Below are 16,872 nucleotides of genomic sequence, written 5' to 3'. Positions count from 1 at the left end.
ACCGCCACGCTGTTCAAGCGGAACGCTCAGTCCGTCATCAGCGCGAGACTGGCCGCCAGCTGAGGCAGCGCCAGCACGCGGTCGGCGCCTGCGCGCCGCAGCGCCGCCTCCGGCATGGTGGACGATATCGCCCCCCTGGGCTCCTGCACCCAGGCCGCGCCGCCGAGCTTGCGCACCTGCGCCAGGCCTTCGGCGCCATCGGCCGAGGCGCCCGTCAGGATAATGGCCAGCATTTCGCGCCGGTAGGCACTGGCCGCCGTTTCCAGCAGCACATCGATGGACGGACGCGAAAAATACACGGGCGCTTCCAGCGACAGCGAAAAACTGCGGTCCGGCTCGATCTGCAGATGATAGTCGGGCGCGGCGAAATAGACCACGCCCGGCTGCAGCGGTTCCTTGTCCTGCGCCTCGCGGATCGGCAGCAGGCAGCGCCCGGCATACAGCTGCGGCAGCCGGCTCGAGCGCCCCGGCGCCAGATGCAGCACGATCACCACGCTGGCGCGGCAGGTGGCCGGCAAGGCACACAGCAGCAGCCCCAGCGCCTCCACGCCACCGGCCGACGCGCCGATGGCGATCAGGCGCAGGCCCTGGGGCGGCGCGGCGGTCTCGGTCGAGGGTGCAATATGCCGCACGCGTCACGCCCGCTGGAAGATTTTTTCGGCCGGACACAGCTCGCGGAAACTGCCCGCATGCCGGCTGAAATGCAGGCTTTCCTTCATGCCCAGGCCCAAAAATCCCCGATTGACCAGTGCCTCGTGGAACAGGCCCACGGCGCGGTCCTGCAAGTCCCTGTTAAAGTAAATCATTACGTTACGGCAGGACACCATGTGCACCTCGGAAAACACGCTGTCGGTCGCCAGGCTGTGGTCGGCAAACACGAAATGGCGGCGCAGCCGGCGGTCGAAAATCGCCCCCTTGTAAGCGGCCGTGTAGTAGTCGGACAGCGTGCGCTTGCCGCCCGACTGCCGGTAATTGTCGCTGAACTGGGCGATGCGGTCGATCGCATAGATCCCCGCTTCGGCGGCGGCCAGCGCATCGACATTGATATCGGTGGCGTAGATCATGCTGCGCTCCAGCAAGCCTTCTTCTTCCAGCATGATCGCCAGCGACCAGACCTCCTCGCCGCTGCTGCAGCCAGCCACCCAGATCTTGATCGACGGATACGTGTGCAGCATCGGCACGACTTTTTCGCGCAGCGAGCGAAAATAGGCGGGGTCGCGGAACATCTCGCTAACCTGCACCGTAAAGAACTGCAGCATCTGCACGAACATGGCGGGCTCATGCAGGATGCGGTCCTGCAATTGCGACAAGGTCGTGCAATCAAAGCGCTCCAGCGCCTGGCGCATGCGCCGGCGCAGGGAGGCCACCGAATAATCGCGAAAGTCATGCTGATAACGCAGCAATATCCCTTCCAGCAATAATTTCAGTTCAATATCAAAAATGGCTTCTTCGTCTAACAATGGGCTTTACCTTATGCTGGCAGATCGTTCCCAATTTTCCCCGAAGACAAGCCTGCTGTCAGTACGGCAGCGAACGCATGGCGAAGATCAGGCGTCCACGCCTTTCATGCCTTCGTCCGTATAGCGCGCGCCAGCGGCCATTCCCAGTGGAAACGCAGCCGCGATCGCCGCCAGATCGGCCTGGCTCAACCGCACCTGCAGCGCGCCCAGGTTTTCCAGCAGGTAGCCGATGCGCTTGGTGCCCGGTATCGGAACGATGGCGTCATCCTGCGCCAGCAGCCACGCCAGCGCCAGCTGGGCCGGCGTGCAGCCGTGTTCTTTCGCCAGTTGCCGCACCAGCCCGGCAATCGCCTGGTTGGACTGCAGATTGCCGGGCGCAAAGCGCGGATTGATTTGCCGGAAGTCGTTTGCCGCCAGGCTGGCCGTGTCGCCGATGGCGCCGGTCAGAAAGCCCCTGCCCAGCGGACTGTAGGCAAAGAAGCTGGCGCCGATGGCGCGGCAGGCATCGAGCACGCCCTGTTCCGGCTCGCGCGTCCATAGCGAATATTCGCTTTGCACGGCGGCCACCGGCGCAATCGCCGCCGCGCGCCTGAGCGTCTCGGGGCCCGCCTCGCACAGGCCGATGGCGCGGATTTTTCCCTCTTGTTGCAGCTGCGCCAGCGCGCCCATCGATTCTTCCAGCGGCGTGTCCAGGTTCAGGCGATGCAAGTAAAACAGGTCGATGGTGTCGACGCCCAGGCGCCTCAACGATGCCTCGCAGGCCAGACGGATATACGCAGCGCTGTTGTCGACGCGGCGCGCATAGCTGCCCGGCTCGCGCGCCAGGCCGCACTTGGTGGCGACGAGCACCTGCTGGCGCCTGCCCTGCAGAAAACGGCCCAGCAGCTGCTCGTTATGGCCGAAGCCGTACGCATCGGCCGTGTCGTACAGCGTCACGCCGGCCTCAAACGCCGCGTCCAGGGTGGCCAGCGATTGCGCCTCGTCGGTGGCGCCGTAAAACTCCGACATGCCCATGCAGCCCAGGCCCAGTGCCGAGCTTTTCAAGCCGCTATTGCCGATCTTTCTGTATTCCATGATGTGCTCCCGTGATGGTCAGGGAGGCAGTCTGCAACGTCCGGCTGGCGCTGGGAAGGTCCGATTTCGTGATACCTTTATGGTATGAGAGCCCTGGATACCCATGCATTGACCCTGTTCTGCGCGGTGGCGCGCTGCCTGAACTTTCGCCAGGCGGCGCAGCAGTTGCACATGACGCAGCCGCCGCTGTCGCGCGCCATCAAGACGCTGGAGGAAAAACTGGGCGCGCGCCTGTTCGAGCGCGACACGCAAGGCGTGGCGCTGACCGATGCCGGCCGCACCCTGCTGCCGCAGGCGCTGCACATTCTCGCCCTGCTGGACGCGGCCGAGCAGTCGCTGGCGCGCGACGCGGCAGCGCCGCAATTGCGCCTGGGTTTGACGACTTCGGTGGAAGCGGGCCTGTTCCGGCCGCCGCTGGCGCGGCTGGAAGCACGCCTGCCAGCGACCACGCTGCAGCTGCAGGCCGGTCCCTCGCCCGCGCTGATCACGGCCGTGCGCAAGGGCAAGCTCGATGCGGCGCTGGTAGCCTTGCCGGTCGATACGTTCGACTTGCAGGTGCAGCCACTGCCACTGCTGCGCCAGCCGATGCTGGTGGCGCTGCCGTCCGGGCACCCGCTGGCGCGCAAGCGCACGCTGCGCCTGGCAGACCTGACGCAGTTGCCGGTGTATTGGTTCGAGCGCAGCCGCCAGCCGGCGTTTTTTGACCATTGCCAGCAAGTGTTTGCACGCCACGGCTATACGCCGGTGTTCCTGCGCGAGCCACCCGACCATCATGTGCTGCTGGGCGAAGTGGCCGCCGGCAAGGGTGCGGCGCTGCTGGCCGAGTCGTTTCGCGCGCTGCGCCTGGGGGGCGTGGCATACCGCTCCCTGGCCGAGGGCGAGGAACTGGCGCTGGAGATCGGCCTGGTGTGGCCGGGCCACAAGCCGCATCCGGCACTGGCGCCATGGCGCGAGGCAGCGACCCGGTAGTGCCGTGCGCAATCGCGCCAGACACGCTACCATATCGCCTTCTTATTTCTTACCGGCCACCACCATGACGTTTACCATCAGCGACGCCGCCTACGGCACCGATACTCCCGCCGCCAAGCAAGCCATGTATGCGGACCTGCGTTCGCAGCTGCAGGGCCTGCTGGCCGGCGAAACCGACCTGATCGCCAATACCGCCAACTTCAGCTCGCTGGTATTCAATACCATGCCAGGCCTGAACTGGGCCGGCTTCTATTTCCTCAAGGGCGATGAGCTGGTGCTGGGACCGTTCCAGGGCAAGCCGGCCTGCATCCGCATCAAGAAGGGCCGCGGCGTGTGCGGCACCACCGTGGTCGAAGGCAAGTCGATCGTGGTCGAGGACGTGCATGCGTTTCCCGGCCATATCGCCTGCGACGTCAACTCGCGCTCGGAGCTGGTGGTGCCGGTGTTTGTGAACGGCGCCGTGTTCGGCGTGTTCGATCTGGACAGCCCGCTGCCGGGCCGCTTCGACGACGTCGATGCGCAAGGCATCGAGTCGCTGGTGCGCGCGCTGGAAGCGACCATCGCCGCTGCCTGAAATCAGCCAGGTGCCTTGACGGCGATAAACTCGCCCTTGCCGACCGGCACCAGGCAGCTGGTGTAGCGCGCATCTGCGCGTATGCTGTCAAGAAACGCCGCCATCTCGCCGTAGTGCGAGCTGGCGTTGTCGACCACCAGCACGCCGCCCGCGGCCAGCACGCGGTCCAGCTGCGGCCACCACGCCTCGTACTGGCTGCGCGCCGAGTCGAGAAAAATGAAGTCGTGGCCGCCGTCCGGCGCGTCACGCAGCACCTGGCCGGCATCCGCCAGTTTCTGTTCGACCACAGCGGCCAGACCAGCGCGGCCGATATTCGCCTGCGCCATGGCAAATTTATCCCCGGCCAGCTCCACCGTCACCACCGTGCCCTGCAAGGCCTGCACCGCGCGCGCCAGCCACAGCGTCGAATAGCCGTTCGACGTGCCGATTTCGAGCACCTTGCGCGCGCCGCGCGCCTGGATCAGGACGGCCAGCAGTTCGCCCGTATCGCGCGTGATATTGAGCATGCGGCTGCCCCGCTCCGTGTTGGCCGCATCGTTGGCGATGCCGAATGCTTCCAGTTCGCCGAGCAGAATCTCGATCGTGTCCTTGCTGGTCATGGCTGTCCCTGACAAAAAACACCAGCATAGCAAAAAAACTATACAGCGCGCCGCAAAGGCCGCTTGAGCAGCTGCACCATCAACACGCCTGCCAGGGTCACGCCGCCGCCGATCACATCATAGGCATGCAAGGTTTCGCCGAGAAACAGCATGGCGATGATGACGGTGAACACGGGCAGCAGGTTCATCAGCGTGGTGGCGCGGCTCGGTCCCAGCTTGGCCAGCCCGTGCATCCACAGGAACGGCGCGACGATGGACGCGGGGATGCCGGCAAACAGCACCAGCGGCAGGCCGGCGTTGGTCACGGGCGGCGCCGACTGGCTCAGGTAATACACGAACAGCACCGGCACCGCGCACCACACCTGGATCAGCAGCGAGTGCCAGTTATTCAGGGGAATCTTCCAGCGTTTGAGCAGCACGCCGTAGCCCGCATACGACAGGCAGGCCAGCAGCATCAGGCCGTCGCCGACGGCGGCGCCATGCGCCAAGAGCGCAGCCGGGTCGCCATGGCTGAGCAGATACGCCAGGCCCAGCAGCGATACCAGGCCGCCGAACACGCCGCCGACGGTGGCCGCTTCACCGAGCAGCAATACCGACAGGCCGACCGCCAGCAGCGGCATCATCGACGCCAGGATGCCCATGTTGGTGGCCGTGGTCGTTTGCGCGGCGATGTAGGCCAGGCACTGGTACATCACCATGCCCAGCACGCCCAGGATAAACAGCTTGCCCAGATACGGCCGGACGGCGGCGCGCTGCTGCCAGACGGCGCGGCCGAATACCAGCGCCAGCAGCACGCCGGCCAGCAGCCAGCGGAAAAACGAAATGGCGGCCGGATCGATCACGCCGACGGCCATCTTGCTGACGATGGTATTGATGGCCCAGATCAGCACGGCGATCACGGGAAACAGATAATGCTTGGCCTGCATGGCAACTCCTGAATTCGACAGGCCGCATTTTCGCACGCGCCGGCCGAGTACGCCGGGAAGCGCATGGCCGGTCTGTCATCAATGCTAAAATCCAAACATCTTTCCACTGAGCAAAGGATGCGCGCATGAACCCAGTTTCGGAGACGAGCAGCGATAACACCGGCGGCACCAGCGCGCCGCCATCGCCCGCCCCCATCAACCTGGGCAAGGACGACGCACCCACCGTGCTCGGCAAGCTGCGCACCCTGGTGCAGGACAAAACCCGCTTCGAGCCGCAGGACATCACGCCGCTGGCCGAAGACGAGACCTGGCAGGAATTTGCGCTGCAAGCGAACTACACGCTCGACACGCGGCTGGAACTGCACCATATCAACGGCTACTTCGCGCCCGCAGCGAGCGATCACTTCTGCGCCGGCGGCGACGTGGCCTCGCCGGCACAGGCACACGCCAGGGACCGCCTGCGCCGCGCGGCGGGCAAGCTTGCGACTGCCTTGCAGGCCGCCGGCCATGCCTACAACAGCGTGCCCGAAGGCCTGTACCTGGGCTACGCCAGCCGGCAATGGCACCTCGACACCTGCAGCAGCTGTACCGGCGACGGCCGCGTCGGTTGCACCACCTGCTACGGCAGCACCACCGAAACCTGCTGGACTTGCCATGGCAAGCGCACCGTCACCTGCCCCGCCTGGGGCTGCCACGGCGGCAAGGTATCGTGCTCGTATTGCAGCGGCAACGGTTACGTCAACGAGCAGGTAACCGACTACGTGACGGTGGACGTGCCCACTACCGTCTATGAGAACGGCAGTTCGCGCACCACCTACCACACCGAAACGCGCACCCAGTACCGCAACGTGCAGCGCAATTGCCACCATTGCAGCTACGGCAAAGTGCCGTGCACCACCTGCCATAGCGCAGGTTATGTCGATTGCGGCACCTGCCACCGCCGCGGCACCATGCCGTGCCGCACTTGCGGCGGCGTGGGCGACCTGCATTGCAATCCATGCGACGGTTCCGGCAAGGTGGGCCATGTGGCCTGGATCGATGTGCATGTGACGCCTGCCTACAGCATCAGCCTGCCCAAACAGGCCAGTGACGAGGCGCGCCGCATCCGCGACAAGGAGGGCGTGCACTCGCTGGCGGCGATCGCGGGCAGCCTGGCGCTGGCGAAAGTGAGCATTTACGACGAGGACCATCCGCAGGAAGTCGACGCGCTGTATGGCGGCAAGTTCAATATCGTGCGCCTGGACGCAGCCTGCAACGGCGCCACCCACCATCTGGTGGCCTACGGCAGCGACCTGCGCTGGCTCACGCTCGACGATATCGTCGAAAAACTGCTGCGCGGCGACCTCAAGGCGCTCAGCGATGCGCTGGCCGGCAGCGCGGACGACGGCCTGTTCTCGTCCCATGTGAAGGGCTTGCTCACGCCGCTGCGCGACGTGGCCGCCTCCGAACTGAACGCCGACGTGATCGAAGCGGTGCTGAGCGGCGACACCCGCCACGCGCATGCCGACGTGGTCTCGCCCGACTACGCCGAGAACGTGCGCACCTGCGTGCTGGGCGCCCTGCGCCAGGTGTACACGCGGCTGGCCAAGCAGTTCTGGTGGAAAGGCACGCTGGCCTCGCTGGCCGCCGCCATCGGCGCGTGGTTTTTCTTTGGCAGCGGCATCGGCGCCTTTGCCGGCCTGCTGGCCACCGGCGCCGCCTGGCTGCTGTTCAAGCACCAGATCAAGACTGTGCTGAGCGAGGCGCTCGGTGGCGCAAAACAGGCCGAGCGGGCCATGCTGATCGCCGGCAAGGGCCGCCGCAACCAGCTGGCCTACACGCTGGTGCTGGCGCCGGCCATCGCCGCCGCGCTGGGCGCCAGCTACCTGCTGCCGCTGCGCCAGCGCGCCAGCACGGCGCCGGTGCCCGCCATCGCTTCGACGCCGGTGTCGCCGCATGTGGCCAGCGTGCCGCTGGACGCGAGTGCAGCGAAAGCCTTGACACTGTACGAGAACGGCGACAAGGCCAAAGCGCTGGCCATGCTCGACGTGCTGGTCAAGAAAGGCAATGCCGACGCCTATGGCCTGTACGGCTGGATGACGCTGATGGGCGAAGGACAGGTGCGGCGCCCCGGCCAGGCCGCCCCCACCGCACAGGAACGCCAGGCATGGCATGCCGACGCCAAGCCGTGGATCACGCGCGCACTGGCAAAAAACGACAGCTACGCGCTGGCCGCCAAGGGCGTGATGCTGGCCGAAGGCTGGCAGGAACAGCGCAACATGCCGCGCGCGCTGGGCCTGCTGAAACAGGCGGCGCAAAAGGGCAATACGGAAGCGATGCACATGCTGGGCCTGTACAACATGCTGGGCAAAGGCACGCCGGTCAACCACAAGGAAGCGCGCAAATGGTTCACCCAGGCCGCCGACAAAGGCAGCGCCGGCGACATCTACAACCTGGGATTGATGGATTGGGAAGGCGCCGGATTGAAAGGCCCGGACCGCGCCAGCGCCATGCAGAGGTGGAAGATTGCGGCGTCCATGGGCGAGGAGCGCGCGGTCAGGGCGGTGGCGCAAGGCAAGCCCTGATAACGGGGAAGCGTATGCCGGGCAGGCCGGATCAGCGCTTGCGCGTAATCCGGCATCACCACCGGCCGCGTCAACAATGTCGTCGGATTACGCGCTTGCGCGCTAATCCGACCTACGCAGGAAACACGGCGATCTGGCGTTGAATATAGGCGTACAGCGCTTGCGCCAGCCGGCGCTGCTGCAGTTCGACATTGTCGCGCGCCAGCGGCGGCAAACCCAGTTCCGCCTGCAGCAGCGCATTGATGCCGTCAAGGTTCATGCAGAGCGCGCTGTCCAGCCCCTCCCATTCCACATACGCCAGCCATTCCGCCAGTACCACCACGCACCCCAATGGCGGCGCCAGCGCGGCGATGCGTTCAGCGCGCAGCACGCTGTCGGACCGGATATCGTGCTGCATCAGCACGGCTTGCGCCACCTGCTGCACCGCTTCGTCCGGCTCAGCCTGATATCGTTTCAGCAGCCGGCCGGTCAGCGTGCTCAGGGCTGCGCGCCCGGCAGGGCCGACAGGGTAAAGATTTCAAAGCCGGTTTCCGTCACCGCCAGCGAGTGCTCGAACTGCGCCGACAGCGAGCGGTCTTTCGTGACGGTGGTCCATTTGTCCGGCAACACCTTGACCTGGTAGCTGCCCACGTTGAGCATCGGCTCGATGGTGAAGATCATGCCCGGTTCGAGCACGATGCCGGTGCCGGCGCGGCCGTAGTGCAGCACTTGCGGCGTGTCGTGGAACACCTTGCCCACGCCGTGGCCGCAGAAGTCGCGCACCGACGAAAAGCCCTGTGCCTTGGCCACCGCTTCGATGGCGGCGCCAACGTCGCCCAGGGTCGCGCCCGGCTTCACGGTATTGATGCCGACCATCATCGCTTCATAAGCGGTATTGACCAGGCGATTGGCCAGGATCGACACGGCGCCGACCTTGAAGGTGCGGCTGGTGTCGCCGTGCCACTCGTTGAATTTCGGCGTGACGTCGATATTGAGGATGTCGCCCACTTTCAGGATCTTGGTCTCGGACGGAATGCCGTGCGTGACGACGTGATTGACCGAAATGCAGCTGGCATGCTTGTAGCCGTGGTAGTCGATGGTGGCCGGAATGGCGCCGGCGGCGCGCATGAATTCCTCGCACATGGCGTCGAGCTTGGCGGTCGAAATGCCGGGCTTCACAAACGGCGTGATGTAGTCGAGCGTGTCGGCGGCGATGCGGCCCGCCGCGCGCATGCCTTCGAAACCTTCTTCGTCATGCAGGGGGATTTTCTTGCCGTGTTCAAGCTGGGTGGAGTAGCGCATGGTGTGTTTTCTTTATTGGATTAATGTGTGGTGGTCGTTGCGGCCCAGCCGCGCACGGCATCGTGCGAAGCGCGCAGCATGGCGTCGACGCTGGCGGGGATCGCGCGTTCCTGGGTCAGGTAGGGCTTGACGACGGCCACCGGCGCGTCGATCAGCATGAACTTGAGCACCAGGTGGTCGCCATCGCCGTCGCCTGCATCGGGCATGGCGGCGGCGCAGCGCGTAAAGCAGGCGTCGAGCGCAGCCTGCTCCTGTTCCAGCGCGGCCTGCAGTTCGTCATCGAGGCCGCCGTTGAAATCGGGGCTGTCCTCGCATTGCAGCAGGAAACGCGCATACACGGGCTTGCGGCGGCACCAGTCCAGCAGGCCATGCACGCCGGCCCAGGTGTCGCCCCCGCCCCACAGGCTGGCCACCTCCTCGCGAAAGTCGCTCTTTACGCGCAGCCAGGCGCGCGCCAGGATGGCGTTGCGCGAATCGAAGCGGTGATATACGGAGCCGATCGGCGCACCCGCCTTGACGGCGATGGCGGACATCGACACGGCCGCCACGCCGCACTGGGCGGCAACCGTGATGGCGCTGTCGATAAAATGATTTTCGTTGAATTTGGCTAGTCTGACCATGGCAAATAGAATAGCAATTCTAATTGAATCCGTCAAGCGTGCCGAGGTTCCGCCGCCCTCCCTCTACGGTATGGTGAGCTGCGTGGAAGCACTGCCTTCGGGAATGATCAGGGCGAAGTCGTAGCCGTTGATCAGGTTGAACACGTCGATGTCGCCGGCCGCCAGCTTGCGCGCGCCGGACCGCAATGGCCGCAGATCAAATAGCGACCAGTGGCCGTCGGTGGCTGCCGCACTGGCCAGCAGTTTGAAAGCGGAGCTGTCCGGTTCGATCTCGGCTGGCCGAGGCGGCTTGCCCGCTCCCGCGAATCGCAGCTGCTTGCCCTTGGCCGCCAGCACGATCAGGTGCAGCGACGTACGGCCCTGGCCTTCGGCGCGTTCAGCCAGAAAGTTACCGACATCACGATTGTTCAGCGGATTGATGCCTTTGTAGGCGTGATTTGCGCCGAGCTTGACCACCAGCTTTTGCTCTTGCACGCCGAGCTGGGAGGCCAGGGTCCGCTTTAACAGCGCCAGGCGCATGCGGTTGGAAATGTCGCGATCGCCGGGCACGCGCGAGGCGCTCTTCTGATAGATGGCACGGCTCTCGAGCAGGACATCGAGCAGGCCCAGCGCGGTTTGCTCCCGGGACCCGGCCAGCAGCGGGCGCAGCGAAGCGAATTCCTCGTCGGAGGCCGACAGAAGCAGATACTCCAGGGGGTTGCCGGTGGCCGCTGCTTTTTGACTGGCGACAGCTTCCCTTTGACGCAAGGCTTCCAGCTTCGCACGGGCGGCCGGATTAACCGGCTGGGCCAGCATCTGGGCGATCAGGTATTTGGCCGTGCCGACGAATTCCTGGTCGATGCCCCACTGCTCGAAGCGCGGCCCTGCCGCCACTGCAAAGCCGGCCAGCATCTCCGCTTCCTGGCGCATGGTGTAGAAAGCGATGGCGTCCGGATAGGCGGCATCGAATCTGGCGATGGCAGTTACCGCATCGGCGCGCTTGAGCATCCCGTCGAGCGCGCCCGCCACGACCGGACCATTTTCCGTTACCAGGGTCGTGAAGCCGGCAGGCGCCAGGGCATTGAAGTAGGCGGAAGAGAACCGGGCGATCTCGGCCACACCGTGATCCTCGCCGAGCAGCACGTACTGCGCCTGGCGCGACGCCTGCAGCAGCGGCGCCGCACCGGGCCCCGACAGCGTGCCTTGGTCCAGCGTAATGGCGAGCCGGCTGGCCTGGAGTTTGTCGAGGACAGCAGTATCGGCGGCGGCCGGCCCGGCGAAGCCGAGCGTCAGGGCGGTGGCGAGGAAAGCGAAGCGCACGAACATGGCAGTATGGGCCGGTCAGGGCCGATCAGTGAATGATTCCACAGTTTAACCTGCCGCCCTTATGCTGGCATGGCCCATGCCAGAAATTTCAGCCCGTCGCAAGGGGATACGGATCACGGGGCAACTGGAATACATCGAGCGCCAGAGTTTCATCCACAATCGGCATAAGCTGCCATAGAGCGATGGGCCATGGAGCTTTTCTGCTTCATGGGCAAACCAGCAAAATATGTCACGGCAAAAGTCGCCAGCCCGGGCCTTCCGGGCCAAGCGGGCCTGAAAAATGTCGAGGGCAAGGCGCGGCGACGCAGACAGTACGCCAGTACGGCAAGGAGCCGCAACGCCGCCATCGGCATTTTCTCAGGCCCGCGACTTCGGCCCGCCGACTCCAGGTGTTAATGCATACGTTCCCCAACGGCACCAACCGGAAAAATGCCGGTACGGCAAGGAGCCGCAACGCCGCCATCGGCATTCTCTCAGGCCCGCGTCTGCGGCCCGCCCTTTCAGCCATTCAAGCCTTCATGACATCAATCCCGCGCCTGCCTTACAATGCCATGTACCAACCTTTACAGGAGTACCGCTTGCTTACGCCCCCCTTTATCGCCTCCGCCCGTTTCGACGATCCCCGCCTGGCACTGGAACAGGTGCAAGCCATCTACCGCGCCAGCATCGACCACCTGCGCGACGCGCTGCAGCGCTTTGTCGCCGGCGAACAGATGCAGGAACGCGTGCGCGGCTGCTACCCTTTCGTGCGCATCCAGACCGAGACCGTGGCACGCGCCGACTCCCCCCTGGCCTACGGCTTCGTGGCCGGTCCCGGCGTGTTTGAAACCACGCTGACGCGCCCCGACCTGTTTGCCGACTACTATCTCGATCAATTCACGCTGCTGTTGAAAAACCATAACAACGGCCAGAAGGTCACGCTGGAAGTGGGCGTGAGTTCGCAGCCGATTCCCGTGCATTTCTCGTTTGCCGAGCACGACCATATCGAAGGCAATATGGATGCCGGGCGCCGCATGGCCATGCGCGACCTGTTCGACCTGCCCGACCTGGCGGCGATGGATGACGGCATCGCCAATGGCACGCATGAAACGGCGCATGGCGAAGCGCAGCCGCTGGCATTATTTACCGGCCCGCGCGTCGATTACTCGCTGCAGCGCCTGCGCCACTACAGCGGCACCTCGCCCCAACACTTCCAGAACTTCGTGCTGTTTACCAATTACCAGTTCTATATCGACGAATTCATCCGCCTCGGCCACGCCATGATGCAGCGCGCGCCGGACGCCGGCACGCCCTCGGATGACGACGGCTATATTGCGTTTGTCGAACCGGGCAATGTGGTGACGCGCCGCGTCGGCCAGGCCGTGGAAGCGGATGACGCCCTGGGCGCCGCGCCGCCGCGCCTGCCGCAGATGCCGGCCTACCACCTGCTGCGCGCCGACGGCAGCGGCATTACCATGGTCAATATCGGCGTCGGTCCTGCCAATGCGAAAACCATTACCGACCATATCGCCGTGCTGCGCCCGCACGCCTGGCTGATGCTGGGCCACTGCGCCGGCCTGCGCACCACGCAAAGCCTGGGCGACTACGTGCTGGCGCATGCCTATGTGCGCGAAGACCATGTGCTCGACGAAGACCTGCCGCTGTGGGTGCCGATCCCGCCGCTGGCCGAAATCCAGCAGGCGCTGCAGACAGCTGTGGCCGAAATCACCCAGTTGACGGGGCTCGACCTGAAACACATCATGCGCACCGGCACGGTAGCCAGCACCGACAACCGCAACTGGGAACTGCTGCCGCAGCGCACGCCCGAGCGCCGTTTCAGCCAGAGCCGCGCGATCGCGCTGGACATGGAAAGCGCGACCATTGCCGCCAACGGCTTCCGCTTCCGCGTGCCATATGGCACCCTGCTGTGTGTGAGCGACAAGCCGCTGCACGGCGAAATCAAGCTGCCCGGCATGGCCAACCATTTCTACCGCGAGCGGGTCGACCAGCACTTGCGCATCGGCATCCGCGCGGTGGAACTGCTGCGCCGCCAGGGCGTGGACCGGCTGCACAGCCGCAAGTTGCGCAGTTTTGCGGAAGTCGCGTTCCAATAATCAGCTGAGGAATCAACCATGCCGCCCCTCGGGGCGGCATTTTTTTGGCCTGTGCCATGAAACTGCAGTTACGAAAAAACAACAATTTTCAGCCATTACCAAGACCCGGAAACTGAATTTTCCATGCCTTATCCGCCACAAGAAAAATAAAATCAATTCAACTAGCGGAAAAAGGGAAGTTTCGGCCCTTCCATGACTTTCATTCATGCGACGCCGTGACAATATCACCATGCGCACCATTGCGGTGCAGGATATTCTTGACAACATTATCTAAAAAATGATCTCATGAAATGTGAATTTAATTTATTAAATTTGCAAGGCGATAACAATAAAACCTATATCAATTCTATTTTCCGGCAATGCACATTCCCGGTACTGGAGGAGTCACATGATTGAAACAATTTTGAGCAAGTCCTTGCGCAGCCTGTTTACCGGCAGCCTGGTCCTCGGCGCGGGTTTCCTGCACCAGACGGCCATGGCGCAGGAGGCCGGTGGCGGCGAACAGATGCAACGCGTGGTGGTGACCGGGTCGGCCATCAAGCGCGTGGATGCGGAAACGGCGGCGCCGGTCGAGATCTACACCAAAAAAGATATCGAGCGCACGGGCGCCACCAGCGTGGCGGAGCTGGTCAAGAACCTGGCCTCGATCGACATCAACGACCAGGGTGAATTGAGCGCCAATTCGCCGTCCGGCTCGGGCACCACCAATATCAAGATGCGCGGCCTGAGCGAGCGCAATGTGCTGATCCTGCTGAACGGCCGCCGCCTGCCCACCAATGCGCTGGCCGACGGCTCCGGCGCCGGCGCGGCCGTCGACGTCAATGTCATTCCGCTCGGCGCACTGGAACGCATCGAGATCCTCAAGGACGGCGGTTCGGCCATTTACGGCGCCGACGCCGTGGCCGGCGTGATGAACTTCATCACCAAGAAAAATTATCAGGGCCTGGAAGCGAAAGCCAGCTATGGCCAGAGCTCGCGTTCGGACGCCAAGGAAAAAACCGCCAGCCTGGTCTATGGCTTTGGCGACTACGATGAACAGGGCTTCAATGTGCTGGCCACGGTCGACGTGCTCAAGCGCGATCCGGTGTATCGCAAGGACCGCGACCTGACCAGCTCGGCCGACTTCCGCCGCTTCCCTGGCGGCATCGATGGCCGCAGCGGCTATTCGCCCAATGGCAATATCGTGGGCGGCGGCCAGCTGGTGCCATGCGCGCCGCAAGACCTGCAGAACGGCAGCTGCCGTTTCGACTTCAACAAAACCATCCTGACGTCGATCAACGGCGCCGACCGCGTCAGCGGCATGCTGATCGGCAGTTTCAAGGTCAACAACGATGTGCGCGCGTTCGCCGAGCTGACCTATTCGCAAAACAAGGACAACTTCGAAGCCCAGCCGGCGCCTGGCGCCTTTGTCGTCGGCGACGATACCGTGCTGGGACGCTTCATGCAGATGGGCCCGCGTGTTACCAAGCGCAAAGGCGAGCTGACACAGTTTTCCACCGGCCTGGAAGGCACGACGCGCGGCATCGACTGGGACGTGGCGATCGGCAAGGGCGTCAGCAAGGCCAGCAACCGCGATTCGAACTATGCGCATGCGGTGCTGTTCAACGAAGCGATCGAAGCGGGCCTGATCAACCCGGCCAGCAACACCAATCCGCAGGCGGAAGTCGACAAGATCCGCCTGTCGCCTACGCGCGAAGGCAAGTCGGAAATGACTTTCTTCAATGCCAAGGCTTCGGCTCCCATCATGGAACTGGCCGGCGGTTCGATGGCGTATGCGGTCGGCGTGTCGTATATCAAGGAGTCGCTGAGCGACCAGCCGGACCAGAACCAGATCGACGGCCTGGTCTTCGGCAGCATCCAGCAGGCGGCCGTCAAGGCGGACCGCAACTCGAAAAGCGTGTTCGGCGAGCTGTCGATTCCGTTCGTCAAGAACGTGGAAGCCCAGCTGGCCCTGCGCTACGACGATATCTCCAAGGTCGGCAGCAAGACCAGCCCGAAAGTGGCGCTGCGCTACCAGCCGCTCGATACGCTGATGTTCCGCGCCTCGTACGCCGGCAGCTTCCTGGCGCCATCGCTGAAACAGATGTTCGGCGGCATCGATGCCGGCGCCAATTCGACCGACGATCCGGAAATTTGCGCGGCCTTCCCGTCACTGGCAGGCGCCTGCAGCAACTTCCCGTATTACCAGGTCACCGGCTCGAATCCGAACCTGAAACCGGAAACCGGCAAGACCTACAACCTGGGCGTGGTGTTCTCGCCTGTCAATGCGCTGACCGTCAGCGTCGATTACTTCCGCATCGACAAGAAAAACGAAATCAGCACCCTGACGGAACTGAAGGCGATCGAACTGGGCAACTACGAGATCAAGGACGGCGAAGCACGCATTTTGCTCAACAACCAGAATCTTGCCTCGACCAAGGTGCAGGGCGTCGATACCGACATCCGCTATACCTCGCCGCAAACCATGTTCGGCAAGTTCACGCTGCGCAATGCGGCCACCGTGTACACCAAGCAGGAAACCCAGGACACGGCCACCGATCCGCTGCAAAGCACGCTCAAGACCTACATGAATCCGAAGTACCGCAACACGTTTACGGCCAGCCTGGAAAACGGCAATGCTTCGGGTTCGCTGATCGTGCGCACCACCGGCGACATGATCGACTCGGACAAGCGCCGCGACGAAATCGAGCCGGGCACGCGCACGATTCCTTCGCACACCGAAGTGGACCTGACGGCGCAGTACGTGGCAATGAAAAACCTGACCCTGTCGGCCGGCGTGAAAAACATGTTTGACCGCATGCCGCCTTACAGCGTGATGGGCTCGAGCAACCAGTACGGCACCCTGGGTTTTGCCCAGCTGTACAACGCCCGCGGCCGTTACTTCTACCTGGGCGCAGGCTACAAGTTCTTCTGATCCACAGACTGCACGATCGGAATGCAAAAACGGCGCCTCCCAGGCGCCGTTTTCATTGAGCCATTATCGACACCAGCCTCACGGAAAGAAACGCGGATCGTCCTGCCAGCGCCGCACGGTGCTGGCAGTGATCGTTGCGGCAGCGGCGTGGCGCGATTGAGCAGCACATTGCATTCGTCGGACACGATCACGCAGGGCACCACCAGCAGCGCGGTCTTGCCTGCCACGCTCCAGTGATCGCCGACCATTTTTTGCCCCTCGAACGTATCCGTATGGCTGGCAGGCGTGGCGCCGGCTGCCCGATCAGGGCGATGGCGGCATCCTGCGCCGCGCCGTCCTGCAACACGGCGATGCCGGCCAGGCGCTGGCGCTGCGACAAACTGCGAAAATTGCGAGAATTGCGCGATGAAGGCCTGCCACTGAACTGGCGGCATGAGCGTCTCCTGAAAGAAGATTTCTGATCAGTCAGACCCCAGCAACGTCAGAATGTTTC

15 protein-coding genes are annotated in these 16,872 nt (G+C 63.9%); 5 read left to right on the top strand and 10 right to left on the bottom strand.

What is annotated here, in order from left to right; translation table 11 throughout:
• Window positions 1-26: 26 nt before the first annotated feature.
• From RTQ46_RS19555 to RTQ46_RS19545, 3 genes are all read right to left on the bottom strand, one after another.
• On the bottom strand, window positions 27-632 hold the full coding sequence (locus RTQ46_RS19555) for a chemotaxis protein CheB (RefSeq protein ID WP_312439240.1): 606 nt from the start codon (window positions 630-632) through the stop codon (window positions 27-29).
• Between the two features lie 3 nt (window positions 633-635).
• Entirely contained in the window at window positions 636-1,460 is an 825-nt protein-coding gene (locus RTQ46_RS19550) for a CheR family methyltransferase (RefSeq protein WP_312439238.1), read from the bottom strand.
• 87 nt (window positions 1,461-1,547) lie between these two features.
• Window positions 1,548-2,534, bottom strand: coding sequence for an aldo/keto reductase (locus tag RTQ46_RS19545; RefSeq protein WP_312439236.1), 987 nt, complete (start codon window positions 2,532-2,534; stop codon window positions 1,548-1,550).
• An 84-nt stretch (window positions 2,535-2,618) separates the two neighbouring features.
• Between RTQ46_RS19545 and RTQ46_RS19540 the strand changes: the two genes are divergently transcribed.
• Together RTQ46_RS19540 and RTQ46_RS19535 are read left to right on the top strand one after the other, a co-directional pair.
• Complete coding sequence (locus tag RTQ46_RS19540; RefSeq protein ID WP_312439233.1) at window positions 2,619-3,503, top strand: LysR family transcriptional regulator; 885 nt, start codon at window positions 2,619-2,621, stop codon at window positions 3,501-3,503.
• A gap of 64 nt (window positions 3,504-3,567) precedes the next feature.
• Window positions 3,568-4,077: a GAF domain-containing protein gene (locus RTQ46_RS19535; RefSeq protein WP_312439231.1), complete on the top strand. Its 510-nt coding sequence runs from the start codon at window positions 3,568-3,570 to the stop codon at window positions 4,075-4,077.
• A gap of 2 nt (window positions 4,078-4,079) precedes the next feature.
• On the opposite strand, the gene RTQ46_RS19530 is transcribed toward RTQ46_RS19535, so the two are convergent.
• A complete protein-coding gene (locus RTQ46_RS19530; RefSeq protein WP_312439229.1) occupies window positions 4,080-4,676 on the bottom strand; it encodes an O-methyltransferase in 597 nt (198 codons plus the stop codon).
• A 38-nt stretch (window positions 4,677-4,714) separates the two neighbouring features.
• Window positions 4,715-5,602 (bottom strand): DMT family transporter, encoded by an 888-nt coding sequence (locus RTQ46_RS19525; RefSeq protein WP_312439228.1) that lies wholly within the window; start codon window positions 5,600-5,602, stop codon window positions 4,715-4,717.
• Between the two features lie 125 nt (window positions 5,603-5,727).
• Between RTQ46_RS19525 and RTQ46_RS19520 the strand changes: the two genes are divergently transcribed.
• Entirely contained in the window at window positions 5,728-8,166 is a 2,439-nt protein-coding gene (locus RTQ46_RS19520; RefSeq protein WP_312439226.1) for a hypothetical protein, read from the top strand.
• Window positions 8,167-8,278: 112 nt separating this feature from the next.
• On the opposite strand, the gene RTQ46_RS19515 is transcribed toward RTQ46_RS19520, so the two are convergent.
• From RTQ46_RS19515 to RTQ46_RS19500, 4 genes are all read right to left on the bottom strand, one after another.
• The gene (locus RTQ46_RS19515; RefSeq protein WP_312439224.1) at window positions 8,279-8,581 is read right to left on the bottom strand and encodes a hypothetical protein; all 303 of its coding nucleotides are present in this window, start codon (window positions 8,579-8,581) and stop codon (window positions 8,279-8,281) included.
• 62 nt (window positions 8,582-8,643) lie between these two features.
• Window positions 8,644-9,447, bottom strand: coding sequence for a type I methionyl aminopeptidase (map, locus tag RTQ46_RS19510; RefSeq protein ID WP_312439222.1), 804 nt, complete (start codon window positions 9,445-9,447; stop codon window positions 8,644-8,646).
• 20 nt (window positions 9,448-9,467) lie between these two features.
• On the bottom strand, window positions 9,468-10,067 hold the full coding sequence (locus RTQ46_RS19505) for a TetR/AcrR family transcriptional regulator (protein ID WP_312439220.1): 600 nt from the start codon (window positions 10,065-10,067) through the stop codon (window positions 9,468-9,470).
• Window positions 10,068-10,130: 63 nt separating this feature from the next.
• Window positions 10,131-11,372, bottom strand: a complete 1,242-nt coding sequence (locus tag RTQ46_RS19500; RefSeq protein ID WP_312439218.1) for a hypothetical protein — start codon at window positions 11,370-11,372, stop codon at window positions 10,131-10,133.
• A 551-nt stretch (window positions 11,373-11,923) separates the two neighbouring features.
• On the opposite strand from RTQ46_RS19500, the gene RTQ46_RS19495 reads away from it, so the two are divergent.
• Both RTQ46_RS19495 and RTQ46_RS19490 read left to right on the top strand, forming a co-directional pair.
• Window positions 11,924-13,465 carry an AMP nucleosidase gene (locus RTQ46_RS19495; RefSeq protein WP_409518355.1) on the top strand — a complete coding sequence of 514 codons (1,542 nt, stop codon included), beginning with the start codon at window positions 11,924-11,926 and terminating at the stop codon, window positions 13,463-13,465.
• Window positions 13,466-13,853: 388 nt separating this feature from the next.
• Complete coding sequence (locus tag RTQ46_RS19490; RefSeq protein WP_312439214.1) at window positions 13,854-16,379, top strand: TonB-dependent receptor; 2,526 nt, start codon at window positions 13,854-13,856, stop codon at window positions 16,377-16,379.
• Here RTQ46_RS19490 and RTQ46_RS19485 read toward each other — a convergent pair.
• A complete protein-coding gene (locus RTQ46_RS19485) occupies window positions 16,364-16,813 on the bottom strand; it encodes a hypothetical protein (RefSeq protein WP_312439212.1) in 450 nt (149 codons plus the stop codon). The two genes, RTQ46_RS19490 and RTQ46_RS19485, sit on opposite strands and share 16 nt — an antisense overlap.
• Window positions 16,814-16,872 lie beyond the last annotated feature (59 nt).

Source organism: Janthinobacterium sp. (genome assembly GCF_031995485.1).
Lineage (GTDB): Bacteria > Pseudomonadota > Gammaproteobacteria > Burkholderiales > Burkholderiaceae_D > Janthinobacterium.
The sequence above is the reverse complement of the archived record's forward strand: the minus strand, read 5'-3'. Positions and strand labels throughout refer to the sequence as shown.